20 protein-coding genes are annotated in these 21,830 nt (G+C 72.1%); 10 read left to right on the top strand and 10 right to left on the bottom strand.

Going from position 1 to position 21,830, the window contains the following annotated elements; genetic code table 11:
* The first annotated feature begins 62 nt into the window (after positions 1 to 62).
* Together BA175_RS06095 and BA175_RS06090 are read left to right on the top strand one after the other, a co-directional pair.
* Positions 63 to 554 carry a hypothetical protein gene (locus tag BA175_RS06095; protein WP_069170158.1) on the top strand — a complete coding sequence of 164 codons (492 nt, stop codon included), beginning with the start codon at positions 63 to 65 and terminating at the stop codon, positions 552 to 554.
* An 87-nt stretch (positions 555 to 641) separates the two neighbouring features.
* Complete coding sequence (locus BA175_RS06090) at positions 642 to 869, top strand: hypothetical protein (RefSeq protein ID WP_069170157.1); 228 nt, start codon at positions 642 to 644, stop codon at positions 867 to 869.
* A gap of 79 nt (positions 870 to 948) precedes the next feature.
* Here BA175_RS06090 and BA175_RS31635 read toward each other — a convergent pair whose 3' ends face one another.
* Positions 949 to 1,401 (bottom strand): SRPBCC family protein, encoded by a 453-nt coding sequence (locus BA175_RS31635; RefSeq protein ID WP_254667814.1) that lies wholly within the window; start codon positions 1,399 to 1,401, stop codon positions 949 to 951.
* Positions 1,402 to 1,877: 476 nt separating this feature from the next.
* On the opposite strand from BA175_RS31635, the gene rhaI reads away from it, so the two are divergent.
* From rhaI to BA175_RS06070, 3 genes are all read left to right on the top strand, one after another.
* Positions 1,878 to 3,044 (top strand): L-rhamnose isomerase, encoded by a 1,167-nt coding sequence (rhaI, locus tag BA175_RS06080; RefSeq protein WP_069170156.1) that lies wholly within the window; start codon positions 1,878 to 1,880, stop codon positions 3,042 to 3,044.
* A 62-nt stretch (positions 3,045 to 3,106) separates the two neighbouring features.
* Positions 3,107 to 5,152, top strand: a complete 2,046-nt coding sequence (locus BA175_RS06075) for a bifunctional rhamnulose-1-phosphate aldolase/short-chain dehydrogenase (RefSeq protein WP_069170155.1) — start codon at positions 3,107 to 3,109, stop codon at positions 5,150 to 5,152.
* A 245-nt stretch (positions 5,153 to 5,397) separates the two neighbouring features.
* Complete coding sequence (locus BA175_RS06070; RefSeq protein WP_069170358.1) at positions 5,398 to 6,882, top strand: rhamnulokinase; 1,485 nt, start codon at positions 5,398 to 5,400, stop codon at positions 6,880 to 6,882.
* A 60-nt stretch (positions 6,883 to 6,942) separates the two neighbouring features.
* Here BA175_RS06070 and BA175_RS06065 read toward each other — a convergent pair whose 3' ends face one another.
* The 5 genes from BA175_RS06065 to BA175_RS06045 all read right to left on the bottom strand — a co-directional run bounded on the left by BA175_RS06065 (position 6,943) and on the right by BA175_RS06045 (position 11,760).
* Positions 6,943 to 8,001, bottom strand: coding sequence for an enoyl-CoA hydratase/isomerase family protein (locus tag BA175_RS06065; RefSeq protein WP_069170154.1), 1,059 nt, complete (start codon positions 7,999 to 8,001; stop codon positions 6,943 to 6,945).
* A gap of 567 nt (positions 8,002 to 8,568) precedes the next feature.
* Positions 8,569 to 9,207: an LAETG motif-containing sortase-dependent surface protein gene (locus BA175_RS06060; RefSeq protein ID WP_069170153.1), complete on the bottom strand. Its 639-nt coding sequence runs from the start codon at positions 9,205 to 9,207 to the stop codon at positions 8,569 to 8,571.
* A 367-nt stretch (positions 9,208 to 9,574) separates the two neighbouring features.
* A complete protein-coding gene (locus BA175_RS06055) occupies positions 9,575 to 10,063 on the bottom strand; it encodes a GNAT family N-acetyltransferase (protein WP_069170152.1) in 489 nt (162 codons plus the stop codon).
* 59 nt (positions 10,064 to 10,122) lie between these two features.
* On the bottom strand, positions 10,123 to 11,232 hold the full coding sequence (locus BA175_RS06050) for a DUF6397 family protein (protein WP_254667813.1): 1,110 nt from the start codon (positions 11,230 to 11,232) through the stop codon (positions 10,123 to 10,125).
* Between the two features lie 117 nt (positions 11,233 to 11,349).
* Entirely contained in the window at positions 11,350 to 11,760 is a 411-nt protein-coding gene (locus BA175_RS06045; RefSeq protein WP_069170150.1) for a roadblock/LC7 domain-containing protein, read from the bottom strand.
* Positions 11,761 to 11,893: 133 nt separating this feature from the next.
* On the opposite strand from BA175_RS06045, the gene BA175_RS06040 reads away from it, so the two are divergent.
* Both BA175_RS06040 and BA175_RS06035 read left to right on the top strand, forming a co-directional pair.
* The gene (locus BA175_RS06040) at positions 11,894 to 12,322 is read left to right on the top strand and encodes a PPOX class F420-dependent oxidoreductase (RefSeq protein WP_069170357.1); all 429 of its coding nucleotides are present in this window, start codon (positions 11,894 to 11,896) and stop codon (positions 12,320 to 12,322) included.
* Positions 12,323 to 12,496: 174 nt separating this feature from the next.
* Complete coding sequence (locus BA175_RS06035) at positions 12,497 to 13,096, top strand: class I SAM-dependent methyltransferase (RefSeq protein WP_069170149.1); 600 nt, start codon at positions 12,497 to 12,499, stop codon at positions 13,094 to 13,096.
* Between the two features lie 135 nt (positions 13,097 to 13,231).
* Here the strand turns inward: BA175_RS06035 and BA175_RS06030 are convergent, their stop codons facing one another.
* Positions 13,232 to 14,137 carry an oxygenase MpaB family protein gene (locus BA175_RS06030; protein ID WP_069170148.1) on the bottom strand — a complete coding sequence of 302 codons (906 nt, stop codon included), beginning with the start codon at positions 14,135 to 14,137 and terminating at the stop codon, positions 13,232 to 13,234.
* Positions 14,138 to 14,343: 206 nt separating this feature from the next.
* Here BA175_RS06030 and BA175_RS06025 point away from each other — a divergent pair, with 206 nt between their 5' ends.
* A complete protein-coding gene (locus BA175_RS06025; RefSeq protein ID WP_069170147.1) occupies positions 14,344 to 15,234 on the top strand; it encodes a hypothetical protein in 891 nt (296 codons plus the stop codon).
* A gap of 73 nt (positions 15,235 to 15,307) precedes the next feature.
* Here the strand turns inward: BA175_RS06025 and BA175_RS06020 are convergent, their stop codons facing one another.
* The 3 genes from BA175_RS06020 to BA175_RS06010 form a co-directional block, all read right to left on the bottom strand.
* A complete protein-coding gene (locus BA175_RS06020; RefSeq protein ID WP_175420768.1) occupies positions 15,308 to 15,850 on the bottom strand; it encodes an MOSC domain-containing protein in 543 nt (180 codons plus the stop codon).
* The gene (locus tag BA175_RS06015) at positions 15,847 to 16,029 is read right to left on the bottom strand and encodes a hypothetical protein (RefSeq protein ID WP_069170146.1); all 183 of its coding nucleotides are present in this window, start codon (positions 16,027 to 16,029) and stop codon (positions 15,847 to 15,849) included. Before BA175_RS06015 ends, BA175_RS06020 begins: the two co-directional genes overlap by 4 nt.
* A gap of 83 nt (positions 16,030 to 16,112) precedes the next feature.
* Complete coding sequence (locus BA175_RS06010) at positions 16,113 to 17,174, bottom strand: fatty acid desaturase family protein (RefSeq protein ID WP_069170145.1); 1,062 nt, start codon at positions 17,172 to 17,174, stop codon at positions 16,113 to 16,115.
* Between the two features lie 257 nt (positions 17,175 to 17,431).
* On the opposite strand from BA175_RS06010, the gene BA175_RS06005 reads away from it, so the two are divergent.
* Together BA175_RS06005 and BA175_RS06000 are read left to right on the top strand one after the other, a co-directional pair.
* Positions 17,432 to 20,323, top strand: coding sequence for a DEAD/DEAH box helicase (locus tag BA175_RS06005; RefSeq protein ID WP_069170144.1), 2,892 nt, complete (start codon positions 17,432 to 17,434; stop codon positions 20,321 to 20,323).
* Positions 20,320 to 21,603 carry an SWIM zinc finger family protein gene (locus BA175_RS06000; RefSeq protein WP_069170143.1) on the top strand — a complete coding sequence of 428 codons (1,284 nt, stop codon included), beginning with the start codon at positions 20,320 to 20,322 and terminating at the stop codon, positions 21,601 to 21,603. The genes BA175_RS06005 and BA175_RS06000 overlap by 4 nt, the downstream gene beginning before the upstream one ends.
* Positions 21,604 to 21,830: the final 227 nt, after the last annotated feature.

Here is a 21,830-nt window from a genome sequence, read left to right as displayed (position 1 = left end):
GAGGCCCCGCTGTCGGTGGACGGGTGCAGACTGGCACGCGGAGGGGCGAGGGAAGGGGGCACATGGACACGTCGCGGGACGGCGGGTTCGATCCGGCGACCGGGGACGGGCCGGCCATGACCGTGCCGGGGACCGGACGTGAGGGTGCGGTGCGTGCGGCGTTCGAGGGCATGATGCAGATCAGGCGGCTCACGAACGCGCGCCACCCGGACCCGGAAGGCGTACCCGCGGAGTGGGAGCTGCGCCGGCCGGTGCGGGCGGTGGCGCTGGCTCTGGAGGCCGCCGGGATCTCCGCCTCCGCGGTCGGTCCGACCGGACGGCGGACGGTGACGGGCTACCGCGTATGCGAGGGCGAGACCCCCCGTTCCGTACGGGTCGAGTGGGTCGGTCCAGCGGGCGGCGGAGCGGCCCACGAGGAGGAAGGGGCGCTGGCCGGGTGCACGACGGTGCTGCGGCGGCTCGGCTGGACGGTACTGATGTACCGGGGGCCGCGCCGGCGGCGCTTCCTGGAAGTGGAACCGCCGTCGGCCGAGCGGCGGAGCGGGCCCGCCTGAGCAGGCCTTCCAGGTGCGGGAAAGGCGCGTTGTCAGACCCGTGGGAGATGCTTGACGGTCCGACACCTCTGAGCGGGAGATGCTGACATGCGCAACGACGAGATCGCCGCGGCCCAGGCGTACGTCCGTCTACTGGAGGCGACGCGTGCCGCCCTGGCCGAACCGTCCGACGCCCCTCTGTACATGCCGCTGCTGGCTTCCCCGATCGAGGAGGCGGACGCGGCTCTGCGCAGCGCGGGCTTCGCGGGGAACGAGGAACGGCTCTTCGCCGCCGTACGGGCTCTGCGCCCGAGCCTGACGGGTTCGGACCGCTGAGCGGATGCGTTCGGGCAACCGCGCGGGGGCCGCGGTGGGTGATCCGGCTGCGCGGGGATCACCCACCGCCCGGCAGTGGCTACTGACCGCTGTACATCAGGGATCCGGGTGTCGTCAGGAGCTCACCCGTCTCGAGCCAGGTCTTCAGCCCGGAGAGGACCATCGGCCAGCCGCCGTACAACTGGTCGTCGGCGCCCTCGCGCAGCTCGTCGTGGGTGACGGTCAGGCGGCAGGAGTCGCCGACGGGCTCGATCTCCCACGTGACGCGGGTCGGCCCTTCGCTCTTCACCTCGTCGCTCCAGAGGGCCACCATGCTCTGGACCAGTCTGCGGGGCGGGTCGACCTCCAGGTTCCGGCCCTCGCCGAGTGGACCACCGGCCCCCGGGGCACTCATCTCGAAGTGCGAGCCCGGCGTCCAGTCGGAGGTGACGCGGGCGCCGAAGTTGTACTTGCTTCTGATCTCGGGGTCGGTGATCGCCTCCCAGAGTCGCTCGGGCGTGGTGCGGATGTACAGCTCGAAGACCTTCTCCATGGGGTATCTCCCGTCAGCTCCTGAGGCCCGGAGCCCTGCCGCCAGGGCCTCGCGTCTGTGCGGGCCCCCCGGTCGCGGACGGGCCGGGTGGGCACCGGATCGAGGAAGTGGAGCTCTGCCCGGCGGCGTCGCCGGGCGTCCACGGGCCCGCCGCTTGGAGCGGTCCGGGGTGTTTGCCCCTCGCGATGCGCGTGGTGTCGAAGCGCCCTTCCCACGCACTCAGTGTCTGTCCATGGCCCCGGAAGAGCTCGTCGAGCGGGCCGCGGCGTGTCGGGGCGGCCGGGGCTCCCCCCACCTCGTCCGCGCAGCCGTCCCGGACTCTGTGCGGAGGCCTGATGTGAATTGATTCAAATCAAGAAGAACCAGACGGGCCGCTTGACTAGCGACAGAGCTGAAACCTAGCGTACGGTCCGGATGAAACGATTCACATCCCCGATCCTGACCGGTCGCCGGATGACTCTGCTTACGAGGTGCTCATGTCTGATGTGTCGGCCGTCAAGGCAGCCCTGAAGTCCCAGCTCATCGAGACGCCTTCCTGGGGTTACGGAAACTCCGGGACCCGCTTCAAGGTCTTCGCCCAGCCCGGAATCCCCCGCGACCCCTTCGAGAAGCTGGCGGACGCCGCTCAGGTGCACCGGTACACCGGCGTCGCACCGAAGGTCTCCCTGCACATCCCGTGGGACAGGGTCGAGGACTACACCGCGCTCACCCGGCACGCGGAGGATCTGGGGCTGCGCATCGGCGCCATCAACTCCAACGTCTTCCAGGACGACGACTTCAGACTGGGCTCGGTCACCCACCCGGATCCCACGGTCCGGCGCAAGGCCACCGACCACCTGCTCGAGTGCGTCGACATCATGGACGCCACCGGCTCCCCCGACCTCAAACTGTGGTTCTCCGACGGCACCAACTACCCCGGCCAGGACGACATCGCGAGCCGTCAGGACCGGCTGGCGGACGCTCTCGCCGAGGTGTACGAACGGCTCGGGGACGATCAGCGGATGCTGCTGGAGTACAAACTGTTCGAGCCGGCGTTCTACGCCACCGACGTGCCGGACTGGGGCACCTCGTACGCCCACTGCCTCAAGCTCGGCCCCAAAGCACAGGTCGTCGTGGACACCGGCCACCACGCGCCGGGCACCAACATCGAGTTCATCGTGGCCTTCCTGCTGCGCGAGGGAAAACTGGGCGCGTTCGACTTCAACTCCCGCTTCTACGCGGACGACGACCTGATGGCAGGCGCCGCCGACCCGTTCCAGCTGTTCCGCATCATGCACGAGGTCGTCAAGAACGGCGGTCTGAAGGCCGAGAGCAACGTCAACTTCATGCTCGACCAGTGCCACAACATCGAGGCCAAGATCCCGGCCGTCATCCGCTCCGTCACCAACGTGCAGGAGGCCACGGCGAAGGCGCTGCTCATCGACACCGAGTCGCTGGCCGCGGCGCAGCGGTCCGGCGACGTCCTGGCCGCCAACGGTGCGCTGATGGACGCCTTCAACACCGACGTCCGGCCGCTGCTCGCCGAGGTGCGCGAGGAACTGGGCCTCCACCGCGACCCGTTCGCCGCCTATCTCGCCTCCGGTAACCAGGAGCGCATCGCCGCCGAGCGGGTCGGCGGCGAGCAGGCCGGCTGGGGCGCCTGAGCTCCCTTCCCGCACCGTACGTCCCGCACACCCGCCCGCCCCACCACCGTGAAGGACCCCTCATGACCTCCGCGACGCACGCCGAAGTCGCCGCGCTCCTGGAGCGCGCCCACAGGATCGGCTCCGACCCGCGCAACACCAACTACGCCGGCGGCAACACCTCAGCCAAGGCTTCGGAGACCGACCCGGTCACCGGCGGCGAGACCGAACTGCTCTGGGTGAAGGGCTCGGGCGGCGATCTGGGCACGCTGACCGAGGCCGGGCTCGCCGTGCTCCGGCTGGACCGGGTACGCGCACTCAAGGACGTGTACCCGGGGGTGGAACGCGAGGACGAGATGGTCCAGGCGTTCGACTACTGTCTCCACGGCAAGGGAGGCGCGGCCCCGTCGATCGACACGGCGATGCACGCCCTCGTCGACGCGGCACACGTCGACCATCTGCACCCGGACTCGGGCATCGCTCTGGCGTGCGCGGCCGACGGCGAGAGGCTGACCGCGCGGTGCTTCGGCGACAAGGTCGCCTGGGTCGGCTGGCGCCGGCCCGGCTTCCAGCTCGGCCTGGACATCGCCGCCGTGAAGGAGGCCAATCCGCGCGCCGTCGGCGTGGTGCTGGGTGGACACGGCATCACGGCCTGGGGCGACACCTCCGAGGAGTGCGAACGCAACGCGCTCTGGATGATCCGGACCGCCGAGACCTTCCTGGCGGAGCAGGGCTCGGCGGAGCCGTTCGGGCCCGTGCTCCCAGGTCGCGAGCCCCTCCCGGAGGCGGCGCGCCGGAAGCGGGCCGCCGCCCTCGCCCCGGTGATCCGCGGCCTGGCGTCCACGGACCGTCCGCAGGTCGGGCACTTCACCGACGCGCCGCCCGTCCTGGACTTCCTCTCGCGCGCCGCACACCCGCGCCTCGCCGCGCTCGGCACCTCCTGCCCCGACCATTTCCTCCGTACCAAGGTCAGCCCGCTGGTCCTGGACCTGCCCGCCGACGCACAGCTGGACGAAGCGGTGACCCGGCTCGAGGCGCTCCATGAGGAGTACCGGGAGGCGTACCGCGCGTACTACGGACGTCACGCCACCGCCGGCTCGCCCGCGATGCGCGGCGCGGACCCGGCGATCGTGCTGGTGCCGGGTGTCGGCATGTTCTCGTTCGGGAAGGACAAGCAGACGGCCCGGGTGGCCGGGGAGTTCTACCTCAACGCCATCAACGTGATGCGGGGTGCCGAGGCCGTCTCCTCGTACGCGCCGATCGAGGAATCCGAGAAGTTCCGCATCGAGTACTGGGAACTGGAGGAGGCGAAGCTTCGCCGGATGCCCGCTCCCAAGGCGCTGGCCACCCGGGTCGCCCTGGTGACCGGAGCCGGATCGGGCATCGGCAGGGCCATCGCACACCGGCTGGTGGCGGAGGGTGCCTGCGTCGTCGTCGCGGACCTGAACGCGGAGAACGCCGCGGCGGTGGCCGAGGAACTCGGCGGGACGGACAAGGCCGTGGCGATCACGGTCGACGTGACGGACGAGGAGCAGATCACGGATGCGTTCGAGGCGGCGGTGCTGGCCTTCGGCGGCGTTGACCTGGTCGTGAACAACGCCGGGATCTCCATCTCCAAGCCGCTGCTGGAGACCACCGCCCGGGACTGGGACCTGCAGCACCACATCATGGCGCGCGGTTCCTTCCTGGTCTCCCGCGAGGCGGCACGGGTGATGCGGGCGCAGAAGCTCGGTGGTGACATCGTCTACATCGCCTCCAAGAACGCCGTGTTCGCGGGGCCGAACAACATCGCGTACTCGGCCACGAAGGCCGATCAGGCGCACCAGGTCAGGCTGCTGGCCGCCGAGCTCGGCGAGCACGGGATCCGCGTCAACGGCGTCAACCCCGACGGTGTGGTGCGCGGCTCCGGGATCTTCGCCGCGGGGTGGGGGGCCCAGCGTGCGGCGACCTACGGCATCGAGGAGGAGGAGCTCGGGGAGTTCTACGCCCAGCGCACCCTCCTCAAGCGCGAGGTGCTGCCGGAGCACGTGGCCAACGCCGTCTTCGCGCTGACCGGTGGCGACCTCACACACACCACGGGGCTCCACATCCCGGTCGACGCCGGTGTGGCGGCGGCCTTCCTGCGCTGAGTCCACGAGCGCTCCCCCCGCGTCCCACCAGGGCTGTCCCGCACTTCACGGCGGGTGTGCGCCGGCAGTCGCGGCATCTCGCCACACTGTCGGAACGCCCCCATACATCCCGTACGCGGGCGTCCCTCCGCCGAGCGATGCCCCGCGTCCGACGCCGCGCGCCGATCCACCGGGAAACGCGGGACAACCCTGAGGCCGTTCCCTGAACGGCGGGGCGCAACCCCGCCCGGACCGAATGTATGGACATGTCTGCTACTTCACGACACGACCCGGTGTTCGCCGCGGTCGATCTCGGTGCCACCAGCGGCCGGGTGATCACCGCCGCGGTGGGTCCCGGCACACTGGTGCTGACCGAGGCGCACCGGTTCGCGAACACCCCGGTGCGGCTCCCCGACGGGCTGCGCTGGGACGTGCTCGCCCTGTACCAGGGGATCATCGACGGACTCCGCACGGCGGCGCGCGGCGGGCCGCTCACCTCGGTGGGGGTCGACACGTGGGCCGTCGACTACGGCCTGCTGGACTCCGGGGGGACACTGCTCGGCATTCCGTTCCACTACCGCGACGGGCGGAACGCGGCGGCAGCGGAGAAGGTGCTCGCGGGCTTCGGCGCGCAGGAACTGTACGGCGTCAACGGACTCCAGCATCTGCCGTTCAACACCCTCTTCCAGCTGACCGCCCACCGTTCCACCGCGCAGTGGGCGACGGCCCGGACGCTGCTGCTGATACCGGATCTGCTGGTGTACTGGCTGACGGGGACGGTGGGCGCGGAAGTCACCAACGCCTCGACCACCGGGCTCCTCGACGCCCGCTCGGGCACCTGGTCCGACGCGCTGATCGAGCGGCTGGGTCTGGAACGTTCCCTCTTCCCTCCGCTGCGGGAGCCGGGCGAGCAGGCGGGGACGCTCCTGCCGCACGTCGCCGAACTCACCGGCCTGCGGGCGGGTACTCCGGTGACGACGGTCGCCTCGCACGACACCGCCTCGGCGGTGGCCGCGGTCCCGGCCCTCGAACCCGGGTTCGCGTACGTCTCGTGCGGCACCTGGTCACTGGCCGGTCTCGAACTGGACGCGCCGGTGCTCACCGAGGAGTCGAGGGCGGCGAACTTCACCAACGAGCGCGGGGTGGACGGCACGGTCCGCTACCTTCGCAACATCATGGGGATGTGGCTGCTCGAGGAGTGCCGTCGTGCCTGGGAGCGAAACGGCATCTCCCCGAGCCTGGCCGAGCTCCTCGCCGACGCGGCGCGTGCCCGGCCGTTCGCCTCGGTGGTCGACCCGGACGACCCGGTCTTTCTGGCCCCCGGTGACATGCCGTCACGGATCGACGAGGCGCTCACGCGCACGGGCCAGCCACTGCCGGACGGCCCGGGCGGATACGTACGGTGCGTACTGGAGAGCCTTGCGCTGGCCCACCGCAGGACGCTACGTGAGGCGGCCCGGCTGGCGGGCCGCGAGGTGACCCGGATCCATCTGGTGGGCGGGGGTTCGCGTAACGAGCTGCTGTGCCAGTGGACCGCGGACGCGACGGGGGTGCCGGTCACCGCAGGGCCCGCCGAGGCCACCGCGCTCGGCAATGTGCTGCTCCAGGCACGAGCTCACGGGCTGGTCGGAAATCTGGCGGACATGCGCCGACTGGTCGCACGCACCCAGGAGCTGCGTCATTACAGCCCGCGGGGGGACGAGTCAGCCTGGGAGAGGGCCGCGGACCGCTTGGAGGCGGCACGCTCGTGACAGGCCGGGCGGGCCGGTGGCGCGACCCGGACTCGGGGCGCGAACCGGCCGGTGGAAGGGTCAGCCGGCGGCCAGGCCGAGTTCCCGCTCACCGAGCGGCTCGAAGTGCCGGGCGACGTCGGCGTCGGTGACGCCGGCCGGTTCAGCGGGCGCCCAGCGGGGGCTGCGGTCCTTGTCGATGATCTGGGCACGCACCCCCTCGACCAGGTCGTGGCCGGCAAAGGCGCGGCAGGAAACCCGGAACTCCTGGTCGAGCGCCGCTTCCAGGGTGCTGAGCCCCCTCGCCCGGCGTACCGCCTCGAGAGTGACCTTGAGCGCGGTGGGCGAGCGGGTCATCAGCGTGGCGGCGGCCTCCTTGGCCGCGGGCAGGCCGCTGTCCAGGAGCCGCTCGACGATCTCCTCGACGGTGTCCGCGGCATAGCAGTCGTCGATCCACCGGCGGGATGTGGCGAGCTCCCCCGCCGGCGGCTTCTGCGCGTATCCGAGCACCGTGTCCGTCACCTCGGTGGGCGTGACGCTGCCGGCGAGGGCACGGGTGAGGTCCTCCAGGCGGTGGGAGGGCACGAAGTGGTCGGCCAGCCCGCAGAGGATGGCGTCCGCAGCGTTCACCGCGAGCCCCGTGAGCGCGAGGTGGGTGCCGAGCTCGCCGGGTGCGGCGGCCAGGAGGTAGGTGCCCCCTACGTCGGGGACGAATCCGATCCCGGTCTCCGGCATGGCGACGCTCGAGCGTTCGGTGACGACACGGACGTCGCCGTGGGCCGAGATACCGACGCCGCCTCCCATGACGATGCCGTCCATCAGCGCGACGTACGGTTTGGGGAACCGGGCGATCCCGGCGTTGAGCCGGTACTCGTCGCGCCAGAAGTCCACGGACGCCTGTCGGCCCGCCCTGGCGTCCTCGTAGATCGACCGGATGTCACCGCCCGCGCACAGTCCACGCTCGCCGGCTCCGTCGATGACCACGGCGGTGATCGTGTCGTCCCCGGCGGCCGCGGTCAGGGCGTCGTGGATGATGCGGACCATGCTGTGGGTGAGCGCGTTCAGGGCCCGGGGCCGGTTGAGCCGGATGCGCAGGGTGCGACCCTCGGTGTGCAGCAGGACGGGCTCGTCGTCGTTCATCAGTGCGCTCCGGTCAGCCGGTGGAATTCCCTGCTGCCATTCTGCGACCCGCCTCGCGGAGGCCGGGACCCGGGGCCCGTGGGACCGCTGGGGCAGTCCCGCCCACCGGCGCGACGGCCGCAACCGACGGGCGGCGAGGTCGGGTGCCCCGGCCGGGTCATCTCCTCAGGGCGCGTGACCGAGTCCTCGCGGCGGACGGAGCCCTCGCTCCGCCGCCGCCCCGGTTCGGCCGAGGGCTCGGCAGTGGGGCGGGACCGCGGAACGTCCGGTCCTGAAGCGGACCGGCGGCCTCGAGGGGAATCCTGATGCCCGGTTCCTGCCCGCGCCGCCGCGTCACCGGTACCGGGTGTGCCGACGGCCGGACGAGTCTCCCGCTCCTCGACGCGGTCGCCCGGTGCCGGAGCGTCGAGCCGCGCGGAGGCACGGCAGCCCGGTGCGGGGACGGACCGGGTGGTCCGTCGGCCTCCGGGTTCGCGCGCGACGGGGGTGTACCGCACCGGACAGGATGCCGTACACCCCCGCCCGGCTCCCGCGGTTACCCCGCCGGGGGCCAGGGGTGCGCGGGGGTCAGTGCCCCGTGACCCGGCGCTTGCGTACGGACCACAGGATGCCGCCACCGGCGAGGAGCACGGCGACAGCCGCGCCGCCTATGACGGGCGTCGTGGACGAGGACCCGGTCTCTGCGAGATCCGGTGTCGCCGGGCCCGACGACCCGGCCGGGGCGGGTGCGCTGTCCGTGGGGCTGCCGCTCGGCTCAGGGGTCTGCGAGGCCGACGGTTCCGCGCTCGGGGTCGGGGCGGGCGTCTCCTCGGCCGGCGTGGGCGACGGGGTACCGTCCTCCTCGCAGACCGGGGCGGTCTTTGTCAGGTCACGGGAGAACCTGTCGTCGTCCCCCGCTTCGACGACGAGCCGGACGGTCAGTTCCTTGTCGTGCGGCGGCAGCTGGAGCGGAACCTCCGTGCGGTATGCGCGGCCGAACGTCGTGGTGGGGAGCAGGTCCTCCCCGCCCACCACGGAGACGGTCACCTTGTTGGTGGCCGTGTCCGAGTAGGCCGTCAGGTCAAGGGTTACGTGCGAGCAGGTCACGGCCCAGGTGGGGGTGTGAGCTGCGGCCGGGCCGGCGAAGAGGACTCCGCCCGCCAGACCGGCAACTGCGGCGGCCGCGAACGTTCCCGCGGCACGCCACGAACTCCTGGGTACGGTCATGGATTCTTCCTCCAGAGGGGTGCGCCACCAGAATGGTGGTGGGGCGCACAGTACTGCCACCGGTTCCCTGCCCACCCACCACCCCCACGGGTCCCTGCCACCTCAACCACGCTCGTTTCAGGCCTTGTTACCTCCTGGAGACGGCGATGGGCCGGCGCGGCGGGCGGTTCCGGCAGGCGTCGCGCGAGCCGTCCGGCACGTTCCCGCCACAGGGCGTCACCGAGCACGGCCACCTGACGTGTCGGAGCGCGGCAGAAGATGGCCGGATGGCATCGGTCCGACGGCGCTCCGAACCGACAGCCGGTGCTCCTTGGGAGCGAGGACCGCGCCATCCGGTACCGGACCGCCCGGACCGGCCGTCGTGTACTCAGAGAGCCTTGTGCATGATGTGCAGGCCCACGTACCCCTCGGTCGGGTGGTGGAAGCCCTCGGGGAGGGTTCCGGTCACCTCGAAGCCCAGGGAGCGGTAGAGCCGCACCGCAGGGGTGTTGGTCTCCACCACCGCGTTGAACTGCATGGCGCGGTAACCGGCCCCGCGCGCCCAGTCCAGGGTGTACTCGCACAGCGCACGTCCCACTCCCCGCCCGGAGTGCCGGGGATCGACCATGTAGCTGGCGCTGGCGATGTGCGAGCCGTTGCCCATGTGGTTCCTGTTCATCTTGGCCGTGCCCAGGACGGTCCCCGCGTCATCGACCGCGACGACCGAGCGGCTGGGTTCCGGGATGAGCCACCAGCCCTGGGCCTCCTCCTCGCCGAGGTCGAGGGGGTACGTGAACGTCTCGCCCGCTCTGACGATGTCATGGAAGAACGGCCAGATGGCGGGCCAGTCCTCCGCTGTGGCATTCCTGATCAGCATGGCGGCAAAGATGCCTGTCGGCCCGGCCGCACGCAAGCCGATTGACGGTCTCAGCCCCGCTATCCGCCCAGCCCGATCCGGGCGAGCCACCCCCTGCGGACGCGGGACGGGACGACGGAAGCTCCCGGCAAGGAGCGGACCCCCTCGGGTGCACCGGGAAAGGAACTGCTCGCCCCGGGCGGGCTGCCGGTCCCGCGATCACCGCGTCCGGCCGCCCCTACCGTCGTCGGTGCGGCCCGGAACGCGGTCCCGGCGCCAGGCCGGGGGGCAGGACGAATCTCGCGCGCGAGGTCCAGCTCCATCGACAGGTTGACCCGCCGCCAGAGGATCTCGTCCGGATCGTCGGCGAGCATCAGCTGCCCCATGGCCTCTCTTCCCGGTACGGAGACCGGGCGCCCGCCGGCAAGGTACGGCAGCACCCGCGCAAGGTAGGCCCGCTCGTAGGGGTCGTCCACCATCTCGGCGAGCTGTACCGGGTCCAGGGCCGACGCCTGGAGGGCCGCGCGGACCCATGGGTCCTGAGACCGGCTCAGCAGCCTGTCGATCCGGCGTGCCCGCCAGTTGCGCGCACGCCAGTCCGTTCCGGCCTCCAGCATGACCCGCATCCCGGCCGGGCTCCTACCGGCGAGCAGCTCAGGCTCCTTCTCGGCGAAGGCGAGGAGCTCGTCGACGAGGTAGAGCCAGACCACCGCGCGGTACCGGTTGAGGTAGAAGGCGACCGGGGACACGCACCCGATGCGGGCCAGTCCGGTGAAGCGGACCGGGCTGATGCCCAGCAGTGCGGCACCCTCCGCCGTCCCCGCCGTGCGCACCCGGTCGCGCAGCGCGGCGGGAAACCCCGGCGTGGCGCGGAGCCGGTCGATCTCCTCCCGGCGAACCCTCGGCCGTCGACCCTCCGGTGCGGACTCGGCGTCGATCAGGCCGAGATGCAGTGCGAGTTCGAATTCTCCGCGCTTCAGTTCCAGCTCCTGAGCGGCGCGAACCGAGGACAGGGAGCTCCCCCGCGCCACGGCCTTCGGCACGGGCGGGTCGGCCGGCCCGGCACCCCCTGCCTCATCCGCACCTCCGACAGGCCCCGCGTCCCCGGCACGTCGCGTTCCGTCACGTGTTTCCGCTCGTCCCCGCCGCCCGTCGGCCGTCCGTGCGCGAGTGACTTCCCTGGTCGCCATGACGTCCTCCCCATGATCTGTGATGACTCTCCGTGATCACGGTAGCGCGGAGGGAGAGGTCGCCGCGTGGCCTGTGGACAACTGCGACGGCAGGCGCGTAGGGCCAGGTGGAAGCGGTCAGAGGGGGTCTGTTCCCTCGGCGCCCTGCCGTGTGCCCACACCGAGGTGTTCTCCCACCCGGTTCACCATGAGTGTCATCTCGTACGCCACCTGGCCGACGTCGGCCTCCGCGGCGCTGAGGACGCACAGGCAGCTGCCGTCCCCTGCCGCAGTGACGAAGAGCAGGGCCTCGTCGAACTCGACCATCGTCTGGCGCGCCCTTCCGGCTCCGAAGTGCCGCCCCGAGCCTCGGGCCAGGCTCTGCAGACCGGAGGAGACCGCTGCCAGGTGCTCCGCGTCCTCCCGGGCCAGGCTCGTGCTGGCTCCGGTCACGAGTCCGTCGTTCGACAGCACGAGCGCGTGCCGTATGTGCTCCACCCGGCCGGTGAGTTCGTCCAGGAGCCAGTCAAGTCTCCGGTCCATCGCCATGTACTCGTCCTCCCCGTTCGCTGTCCCCGCCTCGTGCGCAAGCCTCGCCTACGGCTTCCCCGCGGGCAAGCGCCGCCCGGTCACCGGGGCGTCGCTTCTCGCCATGGCGGGTCACCCCGCCGAAGATGGGGGCATGGCACACCACATGACAGAGAACGAATGGCGGGGGTTCCTCTCGGAGGGCACCCGTACCGGCAAGGTCGCGACCGTCCGGGCGGACGGCAGCCCCCATATCGCACCCGTCTGGTTCCTGCTGGACGGCGACGACCTGGTCTTCAACACGGGGAAGGAGACCGTGAAGGGCCGCAACCTCACACGCGACGGCCGGGTCTCGGTCTGCGTCGACGACGACCGGCCCCCGTTCGCCTTCGCCGTGGTCCAGGGACGTGCGACCCTGAGCGAGGACCCCGCCGAACTCAGGGACTGGGCGACCCGGATCGCGGCCCGCTACATGGGGCCGGAGGCGGCCGAGGAGTTCGGCGCCCGCAACGGGATGCCCGGCGAACTGCTCGTACGCCTGCGCATGGACACGGTGCTCGCGATGGCCGAGGTGGCGGACTGACCCTCGCCCCGACGCGTTCGCCCTGGGGCAGGGCGAGAGGGCGGACGGCACCCTGGGGCTTCACGGCCTCCCGGGCTGACGGTCACCGGGGCTTCCGGCCCTCCGGGCAGCGCCGGAACGGGTGCACCGGCTCTCGCCGTCCCGCTCGGGTGCGGACTGCGCGATCATGTCCGTATGGCCGATGACCACTCCACTGTCCAGGACTTCTTCGCGGTGCGAGCGGCGGGCTGGGACAGCCGCTTCCCCGACGACGGGCCCGCCTACGCCGCCGCGGTCGCGGATCTCGGCCTCCGGTCCGGCGACACCGTGCTCGACGCCGGCTGCGGGACGGGGCGTGCGCTGCCGGCCCTCAGGGCCGCCGTCGGGGCGGGGGGCACGGTGGTCGGGGCCGATCTGACGACCGCCATGCTGGAGGCCGCGGTACGGGCGGGGCGCGGGGCGAGCGGCTCCCTGCTGCTGGCCGACGTGGCGCGGTTGCCGCTGCGCACCGGAACGCTGGACGCGGTGTTCGCGGCCGGGCTGATCTCGCACCTGGCGCGGCCCGAGCAGGACCTTCGCGAGCTTGCGCGGGTAGTGCGGCCGGGCGGCCGGCTGGCCCTGTTCCACCCGATCGGCCGGGCAGCCCTGGCTGCCCGGCACGGGCGTCCCCTCTCGGATGCCGATCTGCGGGCCGAACCGCGGCTGTCGCCCCTGCTGGTCCGTTCGGGATGGCGGCCGGTCTCGTACACCGACGAGGACGAGCGCTTCCTCGTGCTCGCCGTGCGCACGGGATGATCGGCGGCCGACGTGCCGGATTCCTGGCGGCTCCGGATCGGTGCGCGCGGCCCGCGGGAGGAGGTTCACTCCCGGCGGGGCGTCTGCGCCGTCACCCGGGCGGGAACCCCCACGTGGACGGCGGTCACCCTGGGCTCACTCGGCCGCCGTCTCCGGAGGCCGGCCGTGCGCGACGGGGCAGCCGCGGACGCCCGGGACGGGAAACGTCCCGAGCCGGGAGACGTCGTACCCGTCCGGGTAGCCCTTGATCTCGGGGTTCTGCCGGGCGTGGCGCGCGGTGGACCGCGGCGGCAGCAGCCGTACGGCGCGGGCCCGCAGGCGGAGGGCCCCGCCCGTCAGACTCCTGGCGACACGGCCCGGGCGCCGGTAGCGGAAGGTCCGCAGCAGCGAGTCGTCGAGCAGCGCGAGAGCGGCTCCCCGCACCACGGGCGCCAGCGGGCCCGGGTACCAGGATCCCATCAGGGCCAGGGTGGCGTCGGAGACCGCGCGGGCGCCCTCGTCCCAGCCGAAGTGTTCGTCCTCGTAACGGTCGAGCGTGCGCTCGAAGTCCTCGTACGTGCGGGGCAGGTCCCTGATGCCCATGTGCGCCCCGAGGGTGCGGTAGTAGGCGGTGAACGCGCGCAGTTCGTGGCCGGTGAGCTTGCGCCACCCGTACGCGTCGAGCCATCGCTTGGGGGTGACGACGAAGGTGCACAGCACATAGCGCATGTCGTCGTTGCTGATGTCGTAGCTCCGGTGCATCCGGTTGATGCGCCGGATGGCCGTGCGTCCTTCCTCGCTCTCGAAACCGTGCTCCACGACGGTGTCGAGGAGGAGTGCGGTGTCGTCGTACCGCTTCTGAGAACGTTCCGTCAGTTCGCCTGTCTCCGCCAGCAGTCGGCCGATGCTGGGGACGGCATAGGTGCGGTACAGGGCGAGTTCGAGAGCGCGGGTGATGTCCCAGGGGAACTCGTACGTCACGGTGAGCCGGTAGATCTCCAGGAAGTCACGCTCCGGATCGAGCCGCAGGATCTCCTTGAGGCGCTCGTACCGCTTCGGCATGCTGTGCCCCCCTCGTGAGCCGGAGGAACCACCCTACGGGCGGTGGGCCACCCGGCACCACGGCGTGGGGGCACCTCGGCGTGCCGGAACGGCCTGTGGCGTCTCCGGAGGCGTTGCCGTCGTCGCCCGTCAGGGCCTCGACGGGGAGGTTACCGAGTAGTTAGGGTGCGCCGACGGACCGAGCGACGAGAGTGGAGGAGGGTGCTGTGACCGGGACGGACGACATGGTCGCCGACGAGGACGCGCTGTTCGTGCTGACCGCGGTGCTGCTGACCCCCGCGCAGTTCCCGAGCGTGCTCGGTGACGACTATGTCGCCGCGTGCGCCGTGCTCGGCCTGGAGCCGTACGCCGAGGGGTACGGCCTGGTGCTCGGCCAGGACGGCACCGGCGCCCGCTGGACGGTGGTGGTGGACGACGTCTCGCTCGTGGCCGTCGCCATCGCGTCCTGGGACTGCGGCATGGAGTACGACCTCTCCCCCGACGACCGCTCGGTGGTCTGCGCCCTGCCGGGCTGGCCGCTCGCCCTGGCGGTCGCCGCGCCAGGGGTCCCCGCTCCCCACGACCCGGTGCCGGACCCGGCGGCTCAGGGCAAGGACCCGGTGCCACTCACGCCGCCGGACACCGAGGCCTGGGGCCCGGCCCAGCGGCGTATGGGAGCGGACGAGATCGCCCTGCAGTGGGCGGCCTGGCGGGAGCAGGTCGACGACGAGACCGCCTTCGGCCGGCCCGGCGGGACGGAGGGGACGGACGGGACCGGCGGTGGAGGTGAGGCGGTCGGTCCTGTCGTGGAACCGGACGGCTCCGGCGGCGGGGTGGCCCCTTCGGCGCGGCACCCGGGCATCCGCAGGGTGCTCGACGAGGTCCGCGCCTACCTGGCCGCCCCACCGCCGCCCGGGCGGATCCGCTCGGCTTTCGCGCCCGGCGGAGCGCGCACACTACGCGTCGACGGCCCCGGCTGGTCCCTCGTCGCCCGGACCGACGACATCGCGTTCGTCCTTCTGGACGAGGAACCGGGAGAGGTCCTGCCGGTGGGGCGGGGCGCCGAACTGCCCAGGCTACTCAGCGCCCTCGAAGAGATGTCCGTCCGGCCCTCCTGAGCCCGCCGGCACACCTTCCGGCAGGCCGGGGAGTTGCTGCGTGCTGCGCACGCCCGGGCCTGCCGGGCAGGCCCTACACCCGCTCCAGCCGCCGATGGGGGCCGGCGGGCAGCTCGGCCTCGACGGGGTCGCCGGGCCGGACGACTCCGCCGGCCGTGACGACTCCCATGATTCCCGCCTTGCGGACGAGGGTGCCGTCCTCGTCCCGGCCGACGACCCGCTTGAGCAGTCCGCGCCGGAAGTCGTCGATCTGCACGCACGGGTTGCGCAGGCCGGTGACCTCGACGACGGCCTCGTCGCCGAGGTGCAGCAGCGTGCCCACCGGCAGGGCGAGGAGGTCGATGCCGCTGGTGGTGACGTTCTCCCCGAGCTCTCCCGGCGCGACGTCGAAACCGGCGTCGCGCAGCTCGGCGAAGAGCTCCTGGTGGATGAGGTGGACCTGGCGCAGATTGGGCTGCGTCGGGTCCTGGGCGACGCGCGAGCGGTGCTTGACCGTGACACCGGCGTGGACGTCCCCCTCCACTCCGAGTCCGGTCAGGAGCGTGATGCTGTCCCTGTTCGGCTTGGTGAAGGAATACACGCCGTTGCTGCTCACTGCCGCGACCGTGCTGTTCAGTGTCCTATCTCCTTACGGGTGATCCGGCGGAGCCTGCGCCGTTGGGAGGGGTCGAGCGCCAGGTAGCCCAGGACGGGCACCCCGACGAGGACGAGCAGTGACCACCAGAATCCGATGAACGGAATCAGGACGACTGCCGCGACCACTCCCCCGATGGCGATCTTTGCACCGTTCGACATGATCCGTGCCTCCTTCGCGGCCGAGCCGCTCCTGTGGGGAGAACGCCTGGACCCGTCCATCGGTTCCGGGGAGGTGGCCGTCGTCACCGAAGCGGCTCGCCGACCTCGCGCATGTGCTGCAGAGCCTGCCGGTAGGACTCGACGAGCCCCGTCTCCGCGTACGGCATCCCGATCCCGGCACAGTGGGCCTTCACCAGGGGCTGCGCCAGTCGCAGGTGCGGCCGGGGCATGTTCGGGAAGAGGTGGTGCTCGATCTGGTAGTTGAGGCCGCCCAGGAACCAGTCGGTGAGGACGGCACCGCGTACGTTGCGCGAGGTGAGCACCTGACGCTGCAGGTGGCCCCAGCGGTCGCCGTCCGGGTCGGGCATCTCCATGCCCTTGTGGTTCGGCGCGAACGCCATACCCAGGTGCAGGCCGAAGAGCGCGTGGTGCGCGAGGGCGAAGACGACGGCCTTGCCGGGCGACATGACGCCGAGCAGCAGCGTCGCGTACAGGGCGAGGTGGCCGGCCAGCAGCAGTGCGGACAGCGCGCGCTCACGGACGGGCTGGCGCCGCAGGAACTGGAAGCCGTAGATCTTGAGTGCGATGCCCTCGAGGAGCAGCATCGGGAAGAAGAGGCGCGCCTGGTTGCGGGTGAGCCAGCGGGAGAAGCCCTCACGCTGCGCGGCCTGCTTCTGCGTCCACACCAGTGCTCCGACCCCGACGTCGGGGTCCTTGTCGATGTGGTTGGGATTGGCGTGGTGCCGTACGTGCTTGTCGTTCCACCAGGCCTCGTTCATGCCGAGGAGCAGGTTGGCGTGCACGAGGCCGATGGCCCGGCCCGCCGTGCGGCCGCCGGATATCTGCGCGTGTCCGGCGTCGTGCCCGAAGAAGGCGGTACGGGTCCACAGGACCGCCAGCGGCAGGGCGAGGAACAGGTTCCACCAGGTGTCGCCGAGGAGCACCATGCCGGTGACCACCGTGCCGAGGGCGATCAGGTTGGCGGCGATCCCCACCGCGTACCAGCCCGTGCGGCGTTCCAGGAGCCCCTGGCTCCTGACCGTCTTCAGGAGGGGTGCGAAGTCGCTTCCGGTGGCCTTGGGGGCTTCCGGGCTCTCCGCTCTCTCGAGGGTGTTCGGGGCAACGGTGGCTACCGCCTGGGGCATGACGTCTCCGGTTTCTGGGCATCTGCGCTGACCTCGTCAAACGTACGGAGGCGGGCCTGCGGCAGCCATGACGTCATCACCCCGGTGATGCGGGGGAAAGCCCCCGCATCCCGTGGTGGTGCGCGCTGCACCGCAGGCCTCAGAAGGCAGAAACGAGTGACGTGGATCACTGCGCGGCTTTCCCGGGACGGGCCGTGGATGGGGTACCCTCGGCGACCCCGAGCTCACTAGTCAAATTTGAGGAATTCGACATCGCTGTGCACAGGCTCGCTGCGGCAACACTCGACGAGATTTCTGAACTGTCCCGCTGCTCCGCAGTCTTCCTCCCCGCGGACCCGGCCCGTACCGGCCGGATCGCGTTCTGGAACCCGGACGGTAGCACCCCGCCCGATGGTCCCGGGAGTCAGCAGGAGCTGACCGTGGTCGGAAGTGACGTCCGCCCTTACGGGGTACCGGCGTTGCTCATGCCCGTAGGGGATGCCCTCCCGGTTCTGACACGGGCGCGCGCCACCGCTCACGCCTCGCCCGCGGCCGCCTTCTGGGGCGCCGCGGGAATGCTGGCGCTCCACCTCCTGGCGCGTGGACTGCTGCTGCCCGGCCTGAGCGCCGGCGACCACGACGCCTGGCGTGTGGGGCCGCTCTCCGCGGATGATCTGGAAGGTGTGCGGGTGCTGGCGGCCTCCATGCCGCCCACCGCCCACGCGGTGCCGCTGGAGGCCGCCGACGAGCCGGTGATGCTGGCCGAACCGGAGTCGCTGCTGCGGTCGTTCCTCGACGCGGTCGCCGACGGGCTGCCACGCTCCCCGGCCGCCGTGTTCGTGACCGGCGGGCCGGCGTTCGCCGCACCGCCGGCCCAGCACCTGCCGGAACTGCGGCCCTGGGCCGCCGACGTGGCGGCGGGTCACGACGCGGGCGTACGGCTCTCCCTGCGTGTCGAGGTGGCGCGGCTCCCGGAGGGGGCCGCGGAGGAGGCCGGCGAGGGCGGCCCCTCCTTCCGCGCCGTCCTGCAGATCCACAGTGTCCAGGACCCCGCGCTGGTCGCCGACGCTGCCGAGGTGTGGGCGGGCAGTGGCCCCGCCGCCGCGCTGTTCGGCCCACGTGCCCGCATGGACGCCCTGCTGGCACTGCGCCGGGCCGCCCGGGCCTGGCCTCCGCTGACGCCCTTGCTGTCGGCACCCGTGCCGGACGCGGTGGAACCGGCGGACGAGGAGATCGCCGAGCTGCTGGGCCCGGCCGCCCGCGCACTCGCCGCGACCGGCGTGCGGGTGCACTGGCCGAAGGAGTTCGCCGGGAAGCTGACCGCCCGGGCGGTGATCGGCCCGGCCGGGAACGAGGACGACCCCGAGGACGCCGGCGGGGGGTCCCGCCGCGCCGGCTCCGATACACCGTCCTTCCTGTCGGCCGACGCACTGCTCGCGTTCGACTGGTCGTTCGCCCTGGGCGACAGGCAGCTGAGCCGGGCGGAGCTCGACCGGCTCGCCGAGGCGGGCAGGCCCCTGGTCAGGCTGCGCGATCAGTGGGTGCTCATCGACCCGGAGGACGCCCGGCGCGCCCGCGAGTCCCGCGACCGTAAGATCACGCCCATCGACGCGCTGAGCGCCGTACTGACCGGCAGTACCGACGTCGACGGACGCCGGGTCGACGTGACCGCCACGGGCTGGCTCCGCAACCTGCGGGAGCGGATCGCGGATCCGGAGTCGCGGGACGCGCAGACGGTCACTCAGCCGGCCGCCCTCGCGGCGAACCTGCGCGATTACCAGCTGCGTGGTCTGAACTGGCTCCACACCATGACATCACTGGGTCTCGGAGGCTGTCTCGCCGACGACATGGGGCTCGGCAAGACCATCACGCTGATCGCTCTCCATCTCCACCGGCAGACCGACGAGTCCGCTGCCGGGCCGACACTCGTGGTCTGCCCCACCTCCCTGATGGGCAACTGGCAACGGGAGATCGAGAAGTTCGCCCCGGGTACGCCGGTACGTCGCTTCCACGGCGCGTCGCGCTCTCTCGAGGACCTCGCCGACGGCGAGTTCGTCCTGACCACGTACGGAACCATGCGGCTGGACGCGGCACGGCTGACGCAGGCACCGTGGGGCCTGGTCGTCGCCGACGAGGCTCAGCACGTCAAGAACCCGCACTCGGCGACCGCCAGGCAGCTGCGGACGATCGGGGCGCGGGCCCGGGTCGCTCTCACCGGTACGCCCGTGGAGAACAACCTCTCCGAGCTCTGGGCGATCCTCGACTGGACGACCCCCGGACTGCTGGGCCGGCTCGGCACGTTCCGCAGCCGGTACGCGCGTGCGGTCGAGGGTGGCGACGACCCCGCCGCCGCCGAGCGGCTGGCCGCGCTGGTGCGCCCGTTCCTCCTACGGCGCCGTAAGTCGGATCCGGGAATCGCCCCGGAGCTGCCGCCCAAGACGGAGACCGACCGCGCCGTGTCACTGACGGCGGAACAGGCCGGCCTGTACGAAGCGGTGGTGCGGGAGACCCTGGCCGAGATCTCCGGGGCGGACGGCTTCGCACGGCGCGGACTCGTCATGAAGCTGCTGACGGCGCTCAAGCAGATCTGCAACCACCCCGCGCAGTACCTCAAGGAGGACACCCCGCGGATCGAGGACCGCTCGGGAAAGGTGGAGCTGCTGGACGAACTCCTCGACACGATCCTCGCCGAGGGGGCGAGCGTCCTGGTGTTCACACAGTACGTGCGGATGGCGCGGCTGCTGGAGAGCCATCTGGCCGCCCGGGGCGTCCCCACGCAGTTCCTGCACGGGGGCACGCCGGTCGCCGAGCGGGAGGCGATGGTGAACCGCTTCCAGGCGGGCGCGGCACCGGTGTTCCTGCTGTCGCTCAAGGCGGCGGGTACGGGCCTCAACCTGACGCGGGCCGAGCACGTGGTGCACTTCGACCGCTGGTGGAACCCGGCCGTCGAGGCACAGGCCACCGACCGGGCCTACAGGATCGGGCAGACCCGGCCGGTGCAGGTGCACCGGCTCATCGCCGAGGGCACCGTCGAGGACCGGATCGCCGCCATGCTGACCCGCAAGCAGGGGCTCGCCGACGCGGTGCTCGGCAGCGGCGAGAGCGCCCTGACGGAACTGACCGATGCCGAACTGGCCGAACTCGTCGAACTGCGGGGGACCACACGATGAACGACACCGGTGAACCGGAACGCACCTTCGCCGCGCTGTCGCCCGCGCCGGGCCGCGCATTCGCCTCCACGTGGTGGGGGCAGGCGTGGCTGAAGGCGCTGGAGGACACCGCGCTGGACGGCAGACAGCTCAAGAAGGGACGCGCGCTGGCCCGTGCGGGCGGCGTCGGCGCGGTCTCGGTCCGGCCGGGCCGGATCACCGCGGTCGTCCAGGACCAGGACTCCACGGCGTACCGCAGCGACGTGCTGCTCCAGCGGCTGAGCCAGGAGGAGTGGGACGGCTTCCTGGACATGGCGTCCGAACGCGCCGGCCACATCGCCGCGCTGCTCGACCGGGAGATGCCACCGCACCTGGTGGAGGACGCGGCGGCGGCCGGCGTCCACCTGCTGCCGGGGATCGGTGACCTGGAGGCCGAGTGCAGCTGTGAGGCCTGGGACCACTGCTCCCACTCGGGGGCCCTGTGCTACCAGGTGGCGCGGCTGCTGGACCAGGACCCGTTCGTCCTGCTGCTGTTGCGGGGGCGCGAGGAACGGCGGCTGCTGGACGAGCTGCAGCTGCGCAGCGCGGCACGCGCGGCCGGTACGACGCGGCGCGCCACTCCCGCGACGGGCGGCGGCACACCTCGCGGTGTCCGGGCCGACGAGGCGTTCGCGGCTCGCGACATCCTGCCGCCGCTGCCTCCGCCCCCACCGCTGCCGGACGTTCCCGGGGCGCCGCCGTCGCTGGACACGGAGACGGGTCCGGCAGCCGGTGTCGATCACGGGGCGCTGGAGTTCCTGGCGGCCGACAGTGCCGTGCGGGCCCACAGGATGCTCGCCGACGCTCTCGGCCGGGACCACGGGGACCAGCCCGGAGCGCCCGCTCTGACTCCGGAGCAGGACGTCGTACGGCTGGCAGCCGACGCCCGGCCCGACGCGAAGATGAGCGCACGCCTCGCAGCCGCCGCGCAACGGCAGCCGGCCGAGCTCGACGCCGCGGTGGCGGCCTGGCGGTACGGCCGGGCCGCCGCGCTGGCCGTGTACGACGAGGAATGGCAACCGGATGCGAGGGAGCTCGCACGGGCCCACGCCCGGCTCGCCGCAGCGTGGGAAGAGGGCGAGGGCCCCCGGCTGCGGGCCACGCGCAACCGCTGGACCGTGGTGGGAGCGGCCCTGCAGTTGCGGTACGGGCGCGACGGGCGCTGGTGGCCGTACCGCAAGGAGCGGTCCCGCTGGGTGCCCGCCGGGCCGGCGGACGACGATCCGGCGGCCGCGCTGGCGGGAGCCATGGCCGAGGCCTGAGACCGTCCGGCGTGCCGGTGCCGGCGGCAACGGCTCCGGCACACCGGACGGGGGCGTCCTGCAGGGCGAACAGCCACACCGCCGCCGGTGACGCGGTGCGGATCCATCACCTACCCCGAAGTTCCTTGCGTGACAGGTCTGCTGATAGCACGTCAGGCCATCTTCCGCCCCTCGCACGGCACCCCTTACGGTGGGGCGGCGTGCTGTCCGCCCGCATGCCGGACAGC

The sequence above is a fragment of the Streptomyces griseus genome (assembly GCF_001715295.1).
Classification (GTDB): Bacteria; Actinomycetota; Actinomycetes; order Streptomycetales; family Streptomycetaceae; genus Streptomyces; species Streptomyces griseus_G.
Note: the sequence above shows the minus strand (reverse complement) of the source record. Positions and strands in the feature narration are given on the sequence as shown.

Excerpts from the sequence above, each read along its gene's own strand:
- BA175_RS06095 (WP_069170158.1), top strand. The coding sequence starts at position 63 with ATGGACACGTCGCGGGACGGCGGGTTCGATCCGGCGACCGGGGACGGG.
- BA175_RS06090 (WP_069170157.1), top strand. The coding sequence starts at position 642 with ATGCGCAACGACGAGATCGCCGCGGCCCAGGCGTACGTCCGTCTACTG.
- BA175_RS31635 (WP_254667814.1), bottom strand. The coding sequence starts at position 1,401 with ATGGAGAAGGTCTTCGAGCTGTACATCCGCACCACGCCCGAGCGACTC.
- rhaI (WP_069170156.1), top strand. The coding sequence starts at position 1,878 with ATGTCTGATGTGTCGGCCGTCAAGGCAGCCCTGAAGTCCCAGCTCATC.
- BA175_RS06075 (WP_069170155.1), top strand. The coding sequence starts at position 3,107 with ATGACCTCCGCGACGCACGCCGAAGTCGCCGCGCTCCTGGAGCGCGCC.
- BA175_RS06070 (WP_069170358.1), top strand. The coding sequence starts at position 5,398 with ATGTCTGCTACTTCACGACACGACCCGGTGTTCGCCGCGGTCGATCTC.
- BA175_RS06065 (WP_069170154.1), bottom strand. The coding sequence starts at position 8,001 with ATGAACGACGACGAGCCCGTCCTGCTGCACACCGAGGGTCGCACCCTG.
- BA175_RS06060 (WP_069170153.1), bottom strand. The coding sequence starts at position 9,207 with ATGACCGTACCCAGGAGTTCGTGGCGTGCCGCGGGAACGTTCGCGGCC.
- BA175_RS06055 (WP_069170152.1), bottom strand. The coding sequence starts at position 10,063 with ATGCTGATCAGGAATGCCACAGCGGAGGACTGGCCCGCCATCTGGCCG.
- BA175_RS06050 (WP_254667813.1), bottom strand. The coding sequence starts at position 11,232 with ATGGCGACCAGGGAAGTCACTCGCGCACGGACGGCCGACGGGCGGCGG.
- BA175_RS06045 (WP_069170150.1), bottom strand. The coding sequence starts at position 11,760 with ATGGCGATGGACCGGAGACTTGACTGGCTCCTGGACGAACTCACCGGC.
- BA175_RS06040 (WP_069170357.1), top strand. The coding sequence starts at position 11,894 with ATGGCACACCACATGACAGAGAACGAATGGCGGGGGTTCCTCTCGGAG.
- BA175_RS06035 (WP_069170149.1), top strand. The coding sequence starts at position 12,497 with ATGGCCGATGACCACTCCACTGTCCAGGACTTCTTCGCGGTGCGAGCG.
- BA175_RS06030 (WP_069170148.1), bottom strand. The coding sequence starts at position 14,137 with ATGCCGAAGCGGTACGAGCGCCTCAAGGAGATCCTGCGGCTCGATCCG.
- BA175_RS06015 (WP_069170146.1), bottom strand. The coding sequence starts at position 16,029 with ATGTCGAACGGTGCAAAGATCGCCATCGGGGGAGTGGTCGCGGCAGTC.
- BA175_RS06010 (WP_069170145.1), bottom strand. The coding sequence starts at position 17,174 with ATGCCCCAGGCGGTAGCCACCGTTGCCCCGAACACCCTCGAGAGAGCG.
- BA175_RS06000 (WP_069170143.1), top strand. The coding sequence starts at position 20,320 with ATGAACGACACCGGTGAACCGGAACGCACCTTCGCCGCGCTGTCGCCC.